14 protein-coding genes and 1 pseudogene are annotated in these 16,077 nt (G+C 74.9%); 7 read left to right on the top strand and 8 right to left on the bottom strand.

Annotation, left to right across the window (positions count from 1 at the left end; translation table 11 throughout):
* Positions 1 to 3: 3 nt before the first annotated feature.
* Positions 4 to 933, bottom strand: coding sequence for an N-acetylmuramic acid 6-phosphate etherase (gene murQ, locus ACZ6KO_RS30985; RefSeq protein ID WP_469307306.1), 930 nt, complete (start codon positions 931 to 933; stop codon positions 4 to 6).
* 325 nt (positions 934 to 1,258) lie between these two features.
* Here murQ and ACZ6KO_RS30980 point away from each other — a divergent pair, with 325 nt between their 5' ends.
* Positions 1,259 to 1,639, top strand: a complete 381-nt coding sequence (locus ACZ6KO_RS30980) for a hypothetical protein (RefSeq protein ID WP_469307305.1) — start codon at positions 1,259 to 1,261, stop codon at positions 1,637 to 1,639.
* Entirely contained in the window at positions 1,636 to 1,905 is a 270-nt protein-coding gene (locus ACZ6KO_RS30975; protein WP_469307304.1) for a DUF4031 domain-containing protein, read from the top strand. The genes ACZ6KO_RS30980 and ACZ6KO_RS30975 overlap by 4 nt, the downstream gene beginning before the upstream one ends.
* Positions 1,906 to 1,921: 16 nt before the next feature.
* Here the strand turns inward: ACZ6KO_RS30975 and ACZ6KO_RS30970 are convergent, their stop codons facing one another.
* Together ACZ6KO_RS30970 and ACZ6KO_RS30965 are read right to left on the bottom strand one after the other, a co-directional pair.
* The gene (locus ACZ6KO_RS30970) at positions 1,922 to 3,187 is read right to left on the bottom strand and encodes a Cmx/CmrA family chloramphenicol efflux MFS transporter (RefSeq protein ID WP_469307400.1); all 1,266 of its coding nucleotides are present in this window, start codon (positions 3,185 to 3,187) and stop codon (positions 1,922 to 1,924) included.
* 105 nt (positions 3,188 to 3,292) lie between these two features.
* Positions 3,293 to 3,940: an HD domain-containing protein gene (locus ACZ6KO_RS30965; protein WP_469307303.1), complete on the bottom strand. Its 648-nt coding sequence runs from the start codon at positions 3,938 to 3,940 to the stop codon at positions 3,293 to 3,295.
* 141 nt (positions 3,941 to 4,081) lie between these two features.
* Here ACZ6KO_RS30965 and ACZ6KO_RS30960 point away from each other — a divergent pair, with 141 nt between their 5' ends.
* Positions 4,082 to 4,783, top strand: a complete 702-nt coding sequence (locus tag ACZ6KO_RS30960; protein WP_469307302.1) for a copper homeostasis protein CutC — start codon at positions 4,082 to 4,084, stop codon at positions 4,781 to 4,783.
* Between the two features lie 409 nt (positions 4,784 to 5,192).
* On the opposite strand, the gene ACZ6KO_RS30955 is transcribed toward ACZ6KO_RS30960, so the two are convergent.
* Positions 5,193 to 7,166, bottom strand: coding sequence for a HelD family protein (locus ACZ6KO_RS30955; RefSeq protein ID WP_469307399.1), 1,974 nt, complete (start codon positions 7,164 to 7,166; stop codon positions 5,193 to 5,195).
* A 494-nt stretch (positions 7,167 to 7,660) separates the two neighbouring features.
* Between ACZ6KO_RS30955 and ACZ6KO_RS30950 the strand changes: the two genes are divergently transcribed.
* A complete protein-coding gene (locus ACZ6KO_RS30950; protein WP_469307301.1) occupies positions 7,661 to 7,846 on the top strand; it encodes a hypothetical protein in 186 nt (61 codons plus the stop codon).
* A gap of 57 nt (positions 7,847 to 7,903) precedes the next feature.
* Here the strand turns inward: ACZ6KO_RS30950 and ACZ6KO_RS30945 are convergent, their stop codons facing one another.
* The 3 genes and pseudogenes from ACZ6KO_RS30945 to ACZ6KO_RS30935 all read right to left on the bottom strand — a co-directional run bounded on the left by ACZ6KO_RS30945 (position 7,904) and on the right by ACZ6KO_RS30935 (position 12,522).
* Positions 7,904 to 9,550 (bottom strand): DNA repair helicase XPB, encoded by a 1,647-nt coding sequence (locus ACZ6KO_RS30945; RefSeq protein ID WP_469307300.1) that lies wholly within the window; start codon positions 9,548 to 9,550, stop codon positions 7,904 to 7,906.
* A gap of 143 nt (positions 9,551 to 9,693) precedes the next feature.
* Positions 9,694 to 9,951 (bottom strand): annotated as a pseudogene (locus tag ACZ6KO_RS30940) (NUDIX domain-containing protein); the annotation flags it as partial.
* Positions 9,952 to 10,023: 72 nt separating this feature from the next.
* Complete coding sequence (locus ACZ6KO_RS30935; protein WP_469307299.1) at positions 10,024 to 12,522, bottom strand: helicase-associated domain-containing protein; 2,499 nt, start codon at positions 12,520 to 12,522, stop codon at positions 10,024 to 10,026.
* A gap of 490 nt (positions 12,523 to 13,012) precedes the next feature.
* Between ACZ6KO_RS30935 and ACZ6KO_RS30930 the strand changes: the two genes are divergently transcribed.
* Together ACZ6KO_RS30930 and ACZ6KO_RS30925 are read left to right on the top strand one after the other, a co-directional pair.
* Entirely contained in the window at positions 13,013 to 13,987 is a 975-nt protein-coding gene (locus ACZ6KO_RS30930) for a hypothetical protein (RefSeq protein WP_469307298.1), read from the top strand.
* Between the two features lie 331 nt (positions 13,988 to 14,318).
* Entirely contained in the window at positions 14,319 to 14,996 is a 678-nt protein-coding gene (locus tag ACZ6KO_RS30925; RefSeq protein ID WP_469307297.1) for an HAD family hydrolase, read from the top strand.
* A 42-nt stretch (positions 14,997 to 15,038) separates the two neighbouring features.
* On the opposite strand, the gene ACZ6KO_RS30920 is transcribed toward ACZ6KO_RS30925, so the two are convergent.
* Positions 15,039 to 15,296, bottom strand: coding sequence for a hypothetical protein (locus ACZ6KO_RS30920; RefSeq protein ID WP_469307296.1), 258 nt, complete (start codon positions 15,294 to 15,296; stop codon positions 15,039 to 15,041).
* Between the two features lie 192 nt (positions 15,297 to 15,488).
* Between ACZ6KO_RS30920 and ACZ6KO_RS30915 the strand changes: the two genes are divergently transcribed.
* Positions 15,489 to 15,872 (top strand): cold-shock protein, encoded by a 384-nt coding sequence (locus ACZ6KO_RS30915; RefSeq protein WP_322975534.1) that lies wholly within the window; start codon positions 15,489 to 15,491, stop codon positions 15,870 to 15,872.
* Positions 15,873 to 16,077 lie beyond the last annotated feature (205 nt).

Genomic DNA, 16,077 nt, shown 5'->3' with positions numbered 1-16,077 from the left:
CGCCTAGGCGGTCGTGGGGTGGAGGGGCGTGAGGGCGGCGCGGAGGTGGCCCCCGGTCGCGTCCAGGCGGCGGGCGGCCTCGGCGGCGTCGGTCCCCGTGAGGAGGACGAGGATGGCGTGCTTGACCTCGCCGCCGGTGGCGGTCAGGGCCGCCTCGATCTCGTCGTCGGGGGCGCCGGTGGCGAGGGCGACGATGCGGCGGGAGCGGGCGCGCAGCTTCTCGTTGGAGGCGCGGACGTCGACCATGAGGTTCCCGTACGTCTTGCCGAGGCGGATCATCGTGATCGTCGAGATCAGGTTCAGGACGAGCTTCTGGGCGGTGCCGGCCTTCAGCCGGGTGGAGCCGGTGAGGAGCTCCGGGCCGACGACGACCTCGATGCCGTGGTCGGCGGCCGCGGCCAGCGGGGAGCCGGCGTTGCAGGACAGGCCGACGGTGAGCGCGCCGCGCGTACGGGCGAAGGTGACGGCGCCGACGGCGTACGGGGTGCGGCCGGAGGCGGAGATCCCGACGACGGTGTCGCGGGGGCCGAGGCCGAGGGCGGTGAGGTCGGCGGCGGCGAGCTCGGCGGAGTCCTCGGCGCCCTCGACGGCCGTGACGAGGGCGGTGGGGCCGCCCGCGATCAGCCCGACGACCTGGGCGGGGTCGGTGTTGAAGGTGGGCGGGCACTCGCTGGCGTCCAGGACCCCGAGCCGGCCGGCGGTGCCGGCGCCGGCGTAGACGAGCCGGCCGCCGTCGGTCATGCGGGCGGCGATGGCGTCGATGGCGTCGGCGATATGCGGCAGCCGGGCGGCGACGGCGGCGGGGACGGTGGCGTCCTCGGCGTGCATGGTGCGGACGAGGTCGAGGGTGGAGAGCCGGTCGATCTCGGCGAGTTCGGGCCGGAAGGCCTCGGTGGTGAGGGCGTCGAGCTGGGCGCGGAGTTCGGCGTACACGGGGCTCCTGGGGTGCGGCGTGGGGTGCGGCGTGGGGTGCGGCGTCGGGCGCGGGGGTGTGCGCGGGGGAGTGCGTGTGGGTGTGCGCGTGGGTCGGGCGGCCCGGTGGTCGTCGCGGCTGGTCACGGTGTTCCGGCGGCCGCTGCTGCGCACGGTGTCCGTTCGGTGACGGTCCGGTGGTGTGTCACGGGGTGCGTCAGGGGCCTCGTCACCTCGGAAACGTATTTTCAGGCGGACCGAGGGTCAAGGAGCCACAAGGCCGGGTGGGGCAGATGGCCCTTCGCCGGCCTTCGTTCCCAGGGGGTGCCGGGTTCACAATGGGCCCATGGACCACGCGACCCCCACGGAACAGGCGCTTCACGCCGCTCGTGCTCTGGTACTCGCCGATCTCGTCGCGGGCGAGGTCGCCGAGTCCGATGTCGTCTCCCTCGTCGAGGACTCGGTCGCACACCGCCGCTGGTGGGTGGAACAGTGGCCGGAGGGCATCGACTACCTCCCCGGGCTCGTCGCTCAGGACGTCCAGGACGCCCTCCTGGAGAAGTACGGCCGCTGGCCGCTCTGTCCCGTCTGCAGCCACGGCGACCCGCACGCGCTCGACGTCGAGCCCGAACTCGGCCCCGACCCGCACTGGGTGTGCGGGAAGGCGGGCGTGAAGGTCGCCGCCGTCGGTGCGCTCGGCCCGGTCCTCGGAGGCTTCGGCGAGTGACGCTGTACATCGACCCGCCCACCTGGCCCGGCCACGGCCGCATGTGGTCGCACCTGGTCAGCGATGTCTCGTACGACGAACTGCACGCGTTCGCCGCCTCGATCGGCTGCCCGCCCAAGGCCTTCGAACGGGACCACTACGACGTCCCGTCCCACCGCTACGACGACGCGGTGGCGGCCGGCGCCGTACAGATCGGCAGCAAGGAGCTGGTGCGCCGGCTCACCGAGGCCGGCCTGCGCCGCCCCAAGCACCGCCCGCCGGCCTAGCCACCACCCTGGGTGGCTACGGGGCCGGGGCGCGGTCGGGGACGGGGGACGGGTCCGCCGGCGTGGCCGTCGGCGTGGCCGTCGGCGTGGCCGTGGCCGCCGCCGAGGAGGCGATCACGCGGGTCGGGGTGGGCGGCGTACGGCGGTGCAGCCGCAGCGCCACGGCCACCAGGGCCAGGGCCACCACCGTCATCGCCGCGCCCGCCCAGGCGGTGGCGGCGAAGCCGGCGCCCGCGTCGATGACCGTGCCGCCGAGCCAGGGGCCGCCGGTGTTGCCGAGGTTGAACGCGGCCGTGGTCGTCGCGCCCGCCAGCGTGGGGGCGGCGCCGGCGACGTTGAACATGCGGGCGTTGAGCGCCGGGGCCGTGAAGAACGCCGAGACGCCCAGCAGGAACGCCAGCGCGACCACCGCCACCGGTACGGGCGCCAGCAGGGCGAGGGCGGCCATGAAGACCGTGGACGCCGTGATGCCCCAGATCAGCACGCCGAACAGGTGCGCGTCCGCGACCCGCCCGCCGATCGTCGTACCCACCAGCGCGCCGACCCCGAACAGGCCCAGGATCCACGGGACCCATGCCGAGTCCAGCCCGGCCACGTCCGTCAGCAGCGGCGAGAGGTAGCTGAACGCGCAGAACACGCCGCCCGCGGCGAGCGCGGTGACGCCGATCGACAGCCACACCTGGCGGTCGCGGTAGATGCGCAGCTCGCGGCGGAGCGTGGGCCGTTCGTCGGGCAGCGGGATCCGCGGGATCAGGGCGAGGATGCCGACGAGCGCGACGGCGGACGCCGCGCCGACCGACCAGAAGGCCGAGCGCCAGCCCAGGTGTTCGCCGAGGAAGGCGCCGGCCGGGACGCCCAGCACGTTCGCGATCGACAGGCCGCCGATCATCACGGCCATCGCGCGGGCGCGCGCGTCCGTGGGGACCATCGCGATGGCGACGGCCGCGCCGACCGCCCAGAAGCCCGCGCAGGCGAGGGCCGACACGACGCGGGACGCGAACAGCAGCTCGTACGAGGGGGCCAGCGCGCCCGCGATCTGGCCGAGGCCGAAGAGGGTGATGAGCGCGATCAGCGTGGTGCGGCGCGGGAGGCGCAGCGTGGCCACGGCCAGCAGCGGCGCGCCGATCACCATGCCGATCGCGAAGGCGGATATGAGCAGTCCGGCCTGCGGGATGGTGACGTCCATGTCGTCGGCGATGGGCGGCAGCAGCCCGGAGAGCATGAACTCGCTCGTGCCGAGCGCGAAGACGGAGAGGCCCAGGACGTAGACGGCGACGGGCATGCGGGGGCGGGACCGGGGGCGGGAGTTCTTGTCGGCAGCAGGCATATGGGTGATCAACCGGCGCGAACCCGATTACATTCCCCCTACACGTACCAGTCCGGCGAGCTAGGTGAGCTCCGCAAGCTCGGCGGCGAGGTTGCGGCGGGCCGGGGCCTCCCAGTGGGCGGTGCCGTACGGGGTACGGAAGAGCCGCGGGAGATCCAGGAGCTGGCGCAGGACGGCGGCCCGGCCGGTGCGGAAGGCGTCCGGCGGGACGAAGCCGTACTCCTCGCGCACGGCGGCGACGTACGCCGCGTACGCGTCGGGTGAGCCGGCGAGGACCGCGAGGTCGGCGTCGCAGAGCACCTCGCCGTTGGTGTCGCCGGGGGCCGGGTCGTGGGTGACGGTCAGCCGGACCAGGCGCGCCACCTCGGCGGTGCGGTCGGCGTCGAGGCCCAGCTCGGGCAGGGCGCGCTCGGCGAGGGTCGCGCTGCGCTCCTCGTTCTCGGAGCGGTCGGGGCGGTAGACGGCGTCGTGGAACCAGGCGGCCAGGCGTACGGCGTCGGGGTCGGCGGCGTGCGCGGCGAGGGTGTCGACGTGGTCGAGTACGGCGGTCAGGTGGGCGGTGGTGTGGTAGCGGCGCTGCGGTTCCGCCCACGCGGCCAGCAGGCGGTCGGCGTACGGCCCCGGGTCGCGGCGGGCGCCGGCGGCGGTGGTGGTGGCGGCCCAGCGGTGCCGGAGCCGCTGCTGGTGCGGTCTGGTCTCGGATTCCATGCGGACAGTGTGGCGGGGGCAGCCGTGTGCGCGTCAGGGGCTGGCGTGATTGTGCTGGTGGTGCGCGGGCGCGGGCCCGTACCCTGGATATTGGACTAGACCTATTTTGCATACCAGCCGCTTACCGAAGGATGGGGTCAGATGAGCAACCGTGCGCTGCTGGAGGTGATCGCCCTCGACGCGCAGGACGCGATCGCGGCCGAGGCCGGTGGGGCGGACCGGCTGGAGCTGGTCACCGACATCGCGGCGGACGGGCTGACCCCGTCGCTCGCGACGTTCGCGGCGGTCCGCGCGGCGGTCGGCATCCCGGTGCGCGTGATGCTGCGGGCGGCGGACGGCTTCGCGGCCGGCGACGCGACGGCGGTGGCGGCGCTGGTGGCGCAGGCGCGGGCGCTGCGGGCGGAGGGGGCGCGGGAGTTCGTCCTCGGCTTCCTGAACGCGGACGGTACGCCGGACCTGGCGGCCGTGGAGGCGCTGGCGGAGGCGCTGGAGGGCTGCCGGTGGACGTTCCACCGGGCCATCGACCGCGCGGCGGACCGGGACGGCCTGCGCAAGGCGCTGGCGGAGCTGCCGGGGCTGGACACGTACCTGACGGCGGGCTCGGCGCAGGGCGTGGCGGACGGGCTGGCCGTACTGGTCGCCGAGGCGGCGGCGGGGCGGCGGGGCGAGCCGGGGTACGGGGCGCGGCTGCTGGTGGGGGGCGGGCTGGAGCTGGAGCACCTGGCGGTGCTGCGGGAGGCGGGGGTGGACGCGTTCCACATCGGCGGAGCGGCCAGGCCGGACGGCTGGGGCCGCCCGGTCTCCCCGGCAGCGGTAACCCACTGGCGCACAGCCCTGGACTGACCCCCTCCCGCGACGGCCCCCTCACTCTCCGCCGGGGCGCCCCCACCCCACCTCCCCCCGGGCCGGCCCGCCCTGCCCCTGGCGGGGCGGCCCGCCCCGCCTCCGCCGGCTGGCCCCGCCCTGCCCTAGGCCGGGGCAGCGACCTGCCTCCTGCCGGCCGACCGTGCAGCGCCGCCGGGCACCAATCCAGCCCCGCCGGCGTTTGAGGCGCGGGGGTGTGGGGGCGGAGCCCCCGCAGGGTCGGCCGTGTCCGGGGCCTGCCCCGTCACCACCGGCACCTTTCCCACCGGCACGCGGGGACGCGGGGCGGCGCCCCGGAGCCGTCAGTCGGTGGGGGCGCGGGGGCCGGGCAAACGGACCCCGCCCTCGGCCCGGTCGGCGTACGGGGCGCGCAGCCGTCGGCCGGGGCTTACGCCGCCAGCGCGGCCGGCAACGGGGCCGCGTGCAGCGCCGTGAGGCCCGAGACCGCTCGGGTCAGGCAGACGTACAGCCGGCGCAGCCCCGTCCGCTCGTCCGGTTCGCCCGCCACGATCGCCGCCGGCTCGTCCAGCACGACGTAGTCGTACTCCAGACCCTTCGCCAGCGACGCCGGCACCAGCGTCAGCCGCGCCGCGGCCGTCGTCTCCTCGCCCGGCGCCAGGTACGCCAGCCCCGCCTCCGCCAGCGCCTCCGCCAGCTCCGGAATCCGCGCGTCCGCCGCGATCAGCCCGATCGACCCCTCGTACGCCAGCGAGGCCCGGCAGGCGTCGACCACCGCCGCCGTCAGGTCCGGGACCGGCGAGACCGTCAGCGAGCCCGGCGTCTCACGCACCGAGGACACCGCCGCCAGCCCCGGCGAGATCGCCGGCAGCAGCCGCGACGCGTACGCGATCACCTCGCGCGGTACGCGGAAACCGGCCGTCAGCTCCTCCAGCACCGCCTCCGGCTTGCCCAGGTGCTCCAGCGCCTCCGTCCAGCTGCGCGTGGCCCACGGCGTCGTGCCCTGCGCGAGGTCGCCGAGCACCGTCGCCGAGCCCGTCGTACAGCGCCGGCCCACCGCCCGGTACTGCATCGGCGACAGGTCCTGCGCCTCGTCGAGGACCACGTGGCCCAGCGACGGCGTCCGGTCGACCAGGTCCGCCGCCTCGTCGATCAGGACCAGGTCCGCCGCCGACCACTTCGCCGACTTCACGCTGCGGAACGGCTTCGCCCACAGCAGCAGCCCCTGCTCCGCCTCCGACAGCACACCCTCCGCGTGCTCCGCCAGGAACCCCGCGTCCGACAGCAGCCGCAGCACCAGCTTCGCCGGGTCCACCACCGGCCAGATCTCCTTGACGGCCGCCTTCACGGCCGCGTTGCGCGCCACCGCGTCCTGCACGCGGTCGTCCGGCGCCTCGCCCGCCTGCTCCATCCGTACGAGCACCGTGTGCGCGATCCGCTGCGGCAGGGCCTCGCGGGCCGCGCCGTAGCGGATGTCACGGGCCAGCAGCTCCTCGACGATCTCCGTCAGCTCGTACGCCGGGACGCGCCAGCGGCGCGAGCCGCGGACCACCATCAGCGCCTCCGACGGCAGCGTGACGTGTGACCGTACGGCCCGACGCAGCACCTCCGCCATCCGGGCGTCGCCCTTGACGACCGCCGTCGCCGCCGCGTCCGTACCGCGGATCTCCAGGCCCCCCGCCACCAGGTCCTCGACGGTGGCCTGCTTGACCTCCAGCTCGCCCAGGGCGGGCAGGACCTGCTCGATGTAGTGCAGGAAGGAACGGTTCGGCCCGATGACCAGGGTGCCGGTGCGGGCGAGCCGCTCGCGGTGGGCGTAGAGGAGGTAGGCGACCCGGTGCAGGCCGACGGCGGTCTTCCCGGTGCCGGGGCCGCCCTGGACGCAGACCGAGCCGGACAGGCCGGAGCGCACGATCTCGTCCTGCTCCGGCTGGATCGTGGCGACGATGTCGCGCATCGGGCCGACGCGCGGCCGCTCGATCTCCTGCTGGAGCAGCTTGCTGACGGCCGCGGCCTCGCCGGGGTCGGACAGGTGCTCGTCCTCGTACGCGGTGAGCTCGCCGCCGGTGTAGCCGAAGCGCCGGCGCAGCCCGATGTCCTGCGGGTCCTTCTTGGAGGCGCGGTAGAAGGGCTGGGAGACCGGGGCGCGCCAGTCGATGACCATGGGGTCGCCGTCGGTGTCGTGGACGTGGCGGCGGCCGATGTAGAACTGCTCGCCCTCCGCCCCCTCGGCCTGGTCCGCGCCGGGCGCGTGCAGGTAGGTGAGGCGGCCGAAGAAGAGCGGGGTGTGGGAGAGGTCGGCCAGCGCCTTGATGCGGTCGTCGATCTGGGCCTGGAGGACGAGGGAGTTGACCCAGTTCGCGGTGACGTCGCGGATGTCGAGGGACTCCACGTCCTCGCGCATCGCGCGCAGTGCGGAGCGGGAGGCGGCGAGATGGGCCCGTTCGCGGCCGAGCGGATCGCTCGCGTCCGCGGTGGCGGGGTCGGTCTCGGCGTCGGGGTCGGTCTCGGCGGCGGGCACGGGCACGGGCGCGGACACGGAACTGCCTCCAGGTGAGCTGCGTGACGGACGACGGGTACGGCAGTACGGCAGATGCCGACCGGTTCCGACCGGGCGGCGGCTCTCCCCGGCAGCGCGACGGTGCGACGGCGCGGCGGCGCGGCGGCGGGAGGCGGCAAGAGCGGAGATTGTAGTCCCGGTGGCCGCGGGCCGCGAATGGTTTTACGGGCCGGTAGTCCCTCCTGGGTAGGGGGTCCGTCCGGGTGCTGTACCGGGGAGTGTCAGACCTCGGACAGAGCCACTAGGGGACGGCATAGATCGCCGGTATGAGGCGGCGGCCCTGGAGGTTCAGCCCGTAGACCGATGTGCGGGCCCGGCCGAAAAGCGACCATGGATTCATGAGCACCGCAACCTTCACCCCGATCCAGGGCGGCCGCCCTAGCGGCGCCACCGCCACCTCCGACTCCCACCCGCGCCACCGCGTCGGCAGCATGCTGCGCGCGGCGAAGGTCTTCGCCGCCACGGCCGTCAGCGTGGTTCTGCTCGGTGAGTACGCCGAGGACAAGGACCTCATACGCCGCTGACCGGCCGCTGCCCCCGCAGCCGGCCAGCACCCGGTCCCGACTCAGCCGCTCAGCCGCTCAGTCGCCGGCGGCCAGCAGCTCGTCCGCGTCCAGGATCCGGTAGGCGTAGCCCTGCTCGGCCAGGAAGCGCTGGCGGTGGGCCGCGAAGTCCTGGTCGATGGTGTCGCGGGCGACCACCGAGTAGAAGCGGGCCTCGTGACCGTCGGCCTTCGGCCGCAGGACACGGCCCAGGCGCTGGGCCTCCTCCTGGCGGGAGCCGAAGGTGCCGGACACCTGGATGGCCACGGTGGCCTCGGGCAGGTCGATGGAGAAGTTGGCGACCTTGGAGACCACCAGGACGCTGATCTCGCCCTCACGGAAGGCGTCGAAGAGCTTCTCGCGCTGCGCGTTCGAGGTCTCGCCCTTGATCACGGGGGCGTCCAGGTGCTCGCCGAGCTCGTCGAGCTGGTCGATGTACTGGCCGATGACCAGGGTCTGCTCACCGCGGTGCTTGCGCACCAGCGCCTCGGTGACCTTCCGCTTGGTGGCGGTGGTGGCACAGAAGCGATACTTCTCCTCGGTCTCGGCGGTCGCGTACGCCAGCCGCTCGGACTCGGTCAGGTTGACCCGTACCTCGACGCAGTCGGCCGGCGCGATGTAGCCCTGGGCCTCGATCTCCTTCCACGGCGCGTCGAAGCGCTTCGGGCCGATGAGCGAGAACACGTCGGACTCGCGCCCGTCCTCCCGGACCAGGGTCGCCGTCAGACCGAGCCGCCGCCGCGCCTGGAGGTCGGCGGTGAACTTGAAGACGGGCGCGGGCAGCAGGTGCACCTCGTCGTAGACGATCAGGCCCCAGTCGCGGGAGTCGAAGAGCTCCAGGTGCGGGTAGATGCCCTTCCGCTTGGTCGTCAGCACCTGGTAGGTGGCGATGGTGACCGGCCGGATCTCCTTCCTCGTCCCGCTGTACTCACCGATCTCGTCCTCGGTCAGCGAGGTCCGCCTGACCAGCTCGTGCTTCCACTGACGTGCCGAGACGGTGTTGGTGACCAGGATCAGCGTGGTCGCCTTGGCCTCGGCCATCGCACCGGCTCCCACCAGGGTCTTGCCGGCGCCGCAGGGCAGCACGACCACGCCCGAGCCGCCGTGCCAGAAGCCCTCCACGGCCTGGCGCTGGTAGGGGCGCAGCGACCAGCCGTCCTCGGCGAGGTCGATGGGGTGCGCCTCGCCGTCCACGTACCCGGCGAGGTCCTCGGCCGGCCAGCCCAGCTTGAGGAGGGTCTGCTTGATCTGGCCGCGCTCGGAGGGGTGTACGGCGACGGTGTCGGCGTCGATCCGCGCGCCGACGAGCGGGGTGATCCGCTTGGAGCGCAGGATCTCCTCCAGCACCGGCCGGTCGGTGCTGGTCAGGACCAGGCCGTGGACGGGGTGCTTGGACAGGGTCAGCCGGCCGTAGCGGGCCATGGTCTCGGCGACGTCGACGAGGAGGGCGTGCGGGACGGGATAACGGGAGTACTCGACGAGCGCGTCGACGACCTGCTCGGCGTCGTGCCCGGCGGCACGCGCGTTCCACAGCCCCAGCGGGGTCACCCGGTAGGTGTGAATGTGCTCCGGCGCCCGCTCCAGCTCCGCGAAGGGCGCGATGGCCCGCCGCGCGGCGTCGGCGAGCTCGTGATCGACCTCGAGGAGGAGGGTTTTGTCGCTCTGGACGATGAGTGGCCCGTTCACCTGGCGTGCGTCCCTTCGGCAGCGTGACCCCCCGTGTGCGGGTGGCCAAACCTCCAGTCTGCCGTATCCCGCCGCGGTCCGGGCATGGCGGCGCAGGCCGGCGACGCGGCCAGGCCCTACCGCACGACCGGGCCGCTGCCCGTCCGCCAGTCGTCGATCCGTCCGACGATGCCGGTGATCTCCACGGTGATGCCGGTCTCCTCCAGGGTCTCGCGGACCGCGCACTCCCCGATGGACTCGCCCAGTTCCATCTTCCCGCCGGGCAGGGCCCACATCCCGTTGTCGGTGCGCCGTTGCAGGAGCACGCGACCGGCGTGGTCCACGACGACCGCCGACGCCGCCGGCACGAGACTGTTCGCCTCGGGGGCGCCGGGGTCGTCCTCGAAATCACGCCGGGGCATCCCGTTCGACCTCTTCCGTAGTGGTGCGTGTTCCGTGAGGGGCCGGCGGTTCGCCGGGAGGGGGTCCGGGAGTCAGATGTGTTCGTCGGCCAGTTCGGCGACGCCCGTGATGCGGTGCAGGGCGTAGGTGCGGACCTCGTCCGCCGTGTGGTCGTAGCCCGTGACGAAGCCGCCCTCCACACGGACCGGGGCGATCACGCGCTGGCTGGCGGCGCCGTCCGCGTTGACGTAGCCGATCCAGACCGCCGAGCCGGTCAGGGCGGCCGCCTGGACCGTGGCCAGGGTCTCCGCGGCGCTGGTACGCGGGAGTTCGCCCGTCGGGCCCGCCGTCGGCGCGGGTTCCTTGCGGACGGCCGTGGCCGCCCGGTCACCGGCGCGGATCGCCCGTACCGCCGCCGCCAGCAGGGTGGCGTCCGGCAGCGGCGGGCCGTCCGGGACCGGCGCGGGCGCCGAGCGGGGCGGGGTGCGGTGGGCGTCGGCGCGGGCGACCAGCACGTCACCGGTGGCGGACTCGGCGGCCGGCGCGTACCCCATGGCGCGCAACCCGTCGAGCAGTGCGGTCGGGTCGGCCTGCGCGGCCAGCACCGTCGGGGCCAGCCGGCGCAGCCCCAGGCCCGCCGAACGCTTGTCGGCCAGGATCTCGTTCAGCATGCCGTCGTCGTCGCAGCGGACGTACGACGAGGCCGCGCCGACCCGCAGGTGCCCGTGCCGGCGCGCGACGTCGTCGATCAGGTAGGCCAGCGGCTGCGGCACCGGCGTGATGCTGTGCTCGGCCAGGAAGGCGTGCAGGTCGGCGGCGGCCCGCCCGGCGTCCAGGGCACGGCGTACGGAACCCGGCGTGAACCGGTAGACGGTGGCGCCGCCCTTGGACTCCACGTCCGCGAGGACGGCCAGCGTCTCGGCCAGCGGCCGCCGCAGCGGGCCCGGGGCCACGGCCGTCAGGTCGGCCTGCAGCAGCACGTGGTCCACCGGCTCCGGCAGCATCGGCGCCAGCACGGGGGCCGGGTCCGCGCCGTCCAGCAGGGCCCGCCCGGCGCCTGCCAGCGCACCGCGCCCGGTGACCCCGATCAGCTCGGCCTCGGCCAGGGTCCAGCGGGCCAGGCGGGGGCGCAGCTCGCCCGTACCGCCGCGCAGCGGGCGCTCCCAGTCGAGGCGTCCGAGGAGGGCGGCCGGGTCGGCGCTGGCGCCCTCGGGCAGCGCGGCGAGCAGGTCCAGGACCCGGCGGCGGACCTCGGGGGCGGCCGAGCGGTCCAGGTCGGGGCCGAGCGCGGACAGCGTGCGGCCCTTGGCGTCCTGTTCGCCGACCAGCCCGGCCGTCCGGGTGGCCGGCAGCCAGGCCACGGCGAGCGCGGCCCAGCGTTCGGCGGGCGGCCGCTCGGTCCAGTCGTCGAAGGCGGGGGTGGGGGCGTAGCGTTCGTCGGCCTCGCCGTCGCTGGCCAGCAGGCCGGCGGCGTAGGCGAGTTCGATCCAGAACGCGGCAGTCGGCTCGGGCACGTCCAGGACGGCGGCGATCCGCTTGAGGTCGCGTACGGCCAGCCCGCCCGCCCGCAGCACGGCCGGACCGGCGTGCTCCCAGGACTTCACCAGCTCCTCGACGGTGCCGATCGCGGCGAGCGCCTGCCCGGCGGCGTTGGCGTCCACAAGGTGTGGACGGTGTTCGTGGTCGGCGGCGACGGCCGGCGCGACCGGCTCGACGGCCCGGTGCGCCAGTCCGCCGCGCAGGTGCAGGGCGACCTCGCGCGGCAGTACGACCGTCCGCGCGGACGCGGGCAGCAGCAGCCCGCGGTCGCGCAGCCAGCGCACCGGCGGCGCCGGATCGGGCGTCACCTCCCCGTAGGGCGGCCCCCACACCAGCCGGCCCAGCACCTGGTGGGCCTCGGCCGGGGCCTGGTCCAGCAGCGCGGACATCCGCCGCGGGTCGGTGAACAAGGCGGTCAGCGCGGCGACCGCGGACACCGGGTCGTGGGTGGCCGTCAGCCCGGCCGCCGCGACGATCTCCTGGACCCGGGTCGGCGACATCCCGGCGGTCGCCTCGGCGACGGTCGGCCCGAGGCCGGTGGGCGAGGGCCGGGAGGGGGCGGGGGCGAGCAGTTCACGGGCGGTGCGGACCAGGCGCAGCGTGTCGTCGCCGCCCCAGACGACGGCCTGGTCGCGCAGGGTGCGCAGGGCGCCGGGCAGGGCGCGCCGCACGGCGTCGGGGCCGGTGCCGGTTCCGGGCTCGGCGGCGGCGTCGGGGCCGGTGCCGGTCAGCAGGGACTCCAGTACCTCGTACGGGCACGGGTCCGGGGCCACCGCCAGCGCCTCGGCGGTCTGGAGCGCGAACCGGTCCAGACGTTCCAGGGCACGGACGACCGACGCCCGGGTGCCGGCCCGGGTGGCCAGCTGGGTCATGTCGCCCGGCACCGGGTTGAGCAGGTCCGGGCGCGCGTACAGCAGGGCGGCGAGCGCCGCGTCGTCGCGGGTGCGCAGTGCCTCGGCGAGCGAGCGCGGTACGCCGCCGCCCGCCGTGGCGCTCTCCGCGGTGCTTGCCTCAGGCACGGTCGCCTCCTGGTCGCGTCGGCCGGTCCCCATCCGGCCAACGTTATCCGCTGTGCCCACGGCCGCTCCATGGGCGCTTCCGCTCAGAGCTCTTACCGCATGACCGGCAAGCGGATGCGTCAGGCGGTCGAACGGGTGGCGGGCCGGCCAGTTCGACCGCAACGGCCGGCGGGCCTGGCAGCAGATCCAGGGTGCCCTGGACGACGAGCGCACCCGCCTGCCGATCGGGCAGGCGGGTTTCGGTCCTGGTCGGCATCTGGCGGGGAACCCGGGACCATCAAGGCACCTGCTCCGTGACGTCGGAGCCGGTCAGGCGACCCCGTTCATGCCGGGCCTACCACCAGGCGGAGTTGTTCTGGCGCACGGAGAGTGATCGGATTCAGCCTGTCGCGCAAGCCCGTCGAACGCCTACGCGCTCCGTCGGCCCAGCACGGCCGCCACCCCGCCTGTCGCGTGCCGATCAGCAGCCCTACGGAACGGCACACGCGCTACCTTTCGGGAGGGCGGTAGGGAGGAGCCGGGCGTGGGGATCGAGAGCGACCATCTGGTCTACGCGTATCTGAGCGAGGTCGGGGATCTGGCGCAGCGCAGCCAGTTGCCGTCCGGCGAGCGGATGCGGCTCGTGGCGGGGCTGCGGGACGAGATCGACCGCAGGCGCGCGCGGTTCGAGCCGGAGACGGTGAACTCCGTACGGCAGATCCTCGACCGGCTCGGTACGCCCGAGCAGGTGCTGGCCGAGCACACGGCGCTGGCGGCCCGGGGACGGGTCGCGGAGCCGGGCGGCGGCGGGGTTCCCACGCAACGGGGTCCGGAGCGGCCCCGGCCCGCGACGGTGGGGCTGCCGCCGCACATGGCGGGCGAGAACGAGCTCGGGCCGGAGCCGGACTGGTGGCGGATGAGCAAGGCTCCGGGGCCCTACGGAGTGGGGCAGATCGAGGTCGAGGGGTTCGCCGGGGGGATCGAGTATCCGCGGGCGCCGGAGCGGGAACGGGAGGCCGACGAGCCCGGGCCGGAAGAGGAGCGGGAGCCCGAGGCGCCGCAGAAGCGGTCGATCGTACGGGTGCTGCTGGAGCGGCGGCGCGCGCGGAAGGCGGACGCGGCGGCGGCGGCGGCCGGGGGCGGGGCCGGGGCCGGGGGTTCGGGTGCGGCCGCTGCCGCCCGGCCCAAGCCGCACGGGTTCCTGCTGCTGGCGGCCGCCGTGCTGGCGGTCGGGGTGGTCACCGGCTACTGGATGCTGCTCGCCTTCGGCTGGGCGATCGCGTACGCCTCGCGGGTGCTCGGGCCGACCGAGAAGAAGTGGGTGGTCTTCGGGCTGCCGGGCGCGGTGTTCGCGGCGGCGGTGGTGTGGGTGTGGGGGCGGCTGAACGGGCGGTGGGGGGAGCCGCTGGGCGATACGGATCTGGGGTCGGCGTTCCAGGGGCTGTGGCCGTGGATCGTGCGGGGGGCTGCGGTCGCGTCGGCGCTGTACCTGGTGTGGCGGGCCCGCCGCCGCGCCTGACCCGACGGGTGGCCGGGTTCCGGGGGCTCCGCCCCCGCGCCCCCGCGCCTCAAACGCCGGCGGGGCTGGAAGGGGTGCCCGGTGGCGCCGGAAGGCTGCCGGTGGCCGGGTTCCGGGGGCTCCGCCCCCGTGCCCCCGCGCCTCAAACGCCGGCGGGGCTGGAAGGGGGGTGCCCGGTGGCGCCGGAAGGGTGCCCGGCGGGGCTGGGTGGGGTGTCCGGTGGTGCTGGAAGGGTGCCCGGGGGCTGGTTGGGGCGTGGGCTTCACGGGGGCGTAAGGCGGGCCTCGGGCCACGTTCCCCTGATGTCCGTCCCGCTCGGCACAATGGCGGCATGAGCTCCGAGACTGCCCCCCGCGTCCTGACCGTCGGTTTCGACCTGGACATGACCCTCATCGACTCGCGCCCCGGGATCAAGGCCACCTACGAGGCGCTGGCGGCGGAGACGGGCGCGTACATCGACGCCGACGAGGCCGTCACCCGCCTCGGGCCACCGCTGGACGAGGAGCTCGCGTACTGGTTCCCCGAGGCCGAGATCCCGGCGATGGCCGACCGCTACCGAGAGATCTACCCCACGCACGCCATCGCGGCGACCCCGGCCATGCCGGGCGCCCGCGAGGCGATCGAGGCGGTCCAGGCCCTCGGCGGCCGCGCGATCGTCGTCACCGCGAAGCACGAGCCGAACGCCCGGCTGCACCTGGCGCACCTGGGCATCGAGCCGGACGCCGTCATCGGCTGGCTGTGGGCGGAGGCCAAGGCCGGCGCCCTGCGCGAGTACGACGCGCAGATCTACGTCGGCGACCACGTCGGCGACGTCCGCGGGGCCCGTACGGCGGGCGCGCTGTCGGTGGCGGTGCCGACCGGCCCGTGCCCGGAGCCGGACCTGCTCGCCGCCGGCGCGGACGTCGTCCTGCCGGACCTGACCGCGCTCCCGGCCTGGCTGGAGGCGTACGTCGAGGCGCGGGGCGAGGGCGCCTCCGAGCCGACGGCCGACACGGTGGACCAGGCGTAGGGCCGGTCCGGCGGATCACGCCCGCGTCGAGCCCCGCCCCGGTCAGCCCCGGGGCTGGGACGCGCGGGCCGTGCGGCGTTGGGCGGCGATGCCTCGCATCACCCCGGCCGCCGAGATGGCGAAGCCGACGCCCATGAGCATGCACACCGCCCACGCGTACGACGGGAACGGGTCGGTGTCGAGGAAGAGCGGGGCCATGGTCGCCAGCGTGGCCACGGCGCCCACGATGAAGACGATGCCACCGGCCTTGACCAATGCGTCGCCCGGCCGCGCTTCGTCGGGAGAAGGAGTAGCAGTCACCTCACCAGGGTAGTTCCCTGGCCGAAGCGTCCACCAGGAAGGACCGGGGGACGTCTTGTCAGGCGCCCCGCGACCATTAGCCTGGAGGAGGCGGGTCACAGATGACCCGCTGCACTGCTATCCGGAGCCGTTTCTTTCGGTGCAAACCGGACGGCAATTCGGACCCGACGAGCACAAGGACAGAGGACGGACGTGCCTACCGGCAAGGTCAAGTGGTTCAACAGTGAGAAGGGCTTCGGCTTTCTCTCCCGAGACGACGGCGGAGACGTCTTCGTCCACTCGTCGGTGCTCCCTGCCGGGGTCGATTCCCTCAAGCCCGGCCAGCGCGTCGAGTTCGGTGTCGTCGCGGGCCAGCGCGGCGACCAGGCGCTTTCGGTGACGGTCCTGGACCCGGCGCCGTCGGTCGCGGCCGCCCAGCGCCGCAAGCCGGACGAGCTCGCCTCGATCGTGCAGGACCTGACGACCCTGCTGGAGAACATCACGCCGATGCTGGAGCGGGGCCGCTACCCCGACAAGGTGCACGGCACGAAGATCGCGGGCCTGCTGCGCGCGGTCGCGGACCAGCTCGACGTCTGAGCCGCCACCGCCGCCCAGGTCAAACGGCCGTGGCCCCCCCCCCCCCCCCCGGGGGGGGGCGGGGCGGGGGGGGGGGGGGGGGGTGGGGGGGGGGGGGGGGGGGGGGGGGGGGGGTCGGTGCGGTGGTGGCCGGAGCCGTGGTCGTGGCCGGAGCCGGGGTCGTGGGCTGGTGGGACATGGTGTTCCTTATGCGGCATTCATCCGT

The sequence above is a fragment of the Streptomyces sp. NPDC042102 genome, assembly GCF_055582305.1.
The sequence above is the reverse complement of the archived record's forward strand: the minus strand, read 5'-3'. Positions and strand labels throughout refer to the sequence as shown.

Excerpts from the sequence above, each read along its gene's own strand:
- ACZ6KO_RS30980 (WP_469307305.1), top strand. The coding sequence starts at position 1,259 with ATGGACCACGCGACCCCCACGGAACAGGCGCTTCACGCCGCTCGTGCT.
- ACZ6KO_RS30970 (WP_469307400.1), bottom strand. The coding sequence starts at position 3,187 with ATGCCCGTCGCCGTCTACGTCCTGGGCCTCTCCGTCTTCGCGCTCGGC.
- ACZ6KO_RS30965 (WP_469307303.1), bottom strand. The coding sequence starts at position 3,940 with ATGGAATCCGAGACCAGACCGCACCAGCAGCGGCTCCGGCACCGCTGG.
- ACZ6KO_RS30960 (WP_469307302.1), top strand. The coding sequence starts at position 4,082 with ATGAGCAACCGTGCGCTGCTGGAGGTGATCGCCCTCGACGCGCAGGAC.
- ACZ6KO_RS30955 (WP_469307399.1), bottom strand. The coding sequence starts at position 7,166 with ATGCGCGAGGACGTGGAGTCCCTCGACATCCGCGACGTCACCGCGAAC.
- ACZ6KO_RS30950 (WP_469307301.1), top strand. The coding sequence starts at position 7,661 with ATGAGCACCGCAACCTTCACCCCGATCCAGGGCGGCCGCCCTAGCGGC.
- ACZ6KO_RS30935 (WP_469307299.1), bottom strand. The coding sequence starts at position 12,522 with ATGGGGACCGGCCGACGCGACCAGGAGGCGACCGTGCCTGAGGCAAGC.
- ACZ6KO_RS30925 (WP_469307297.1), top strand. The coding sequence starts at position 14,319 with ATGAGCTCCGAGACTGCCCCCCGCGTCCTGACCGTCGGTTTCGACCTG.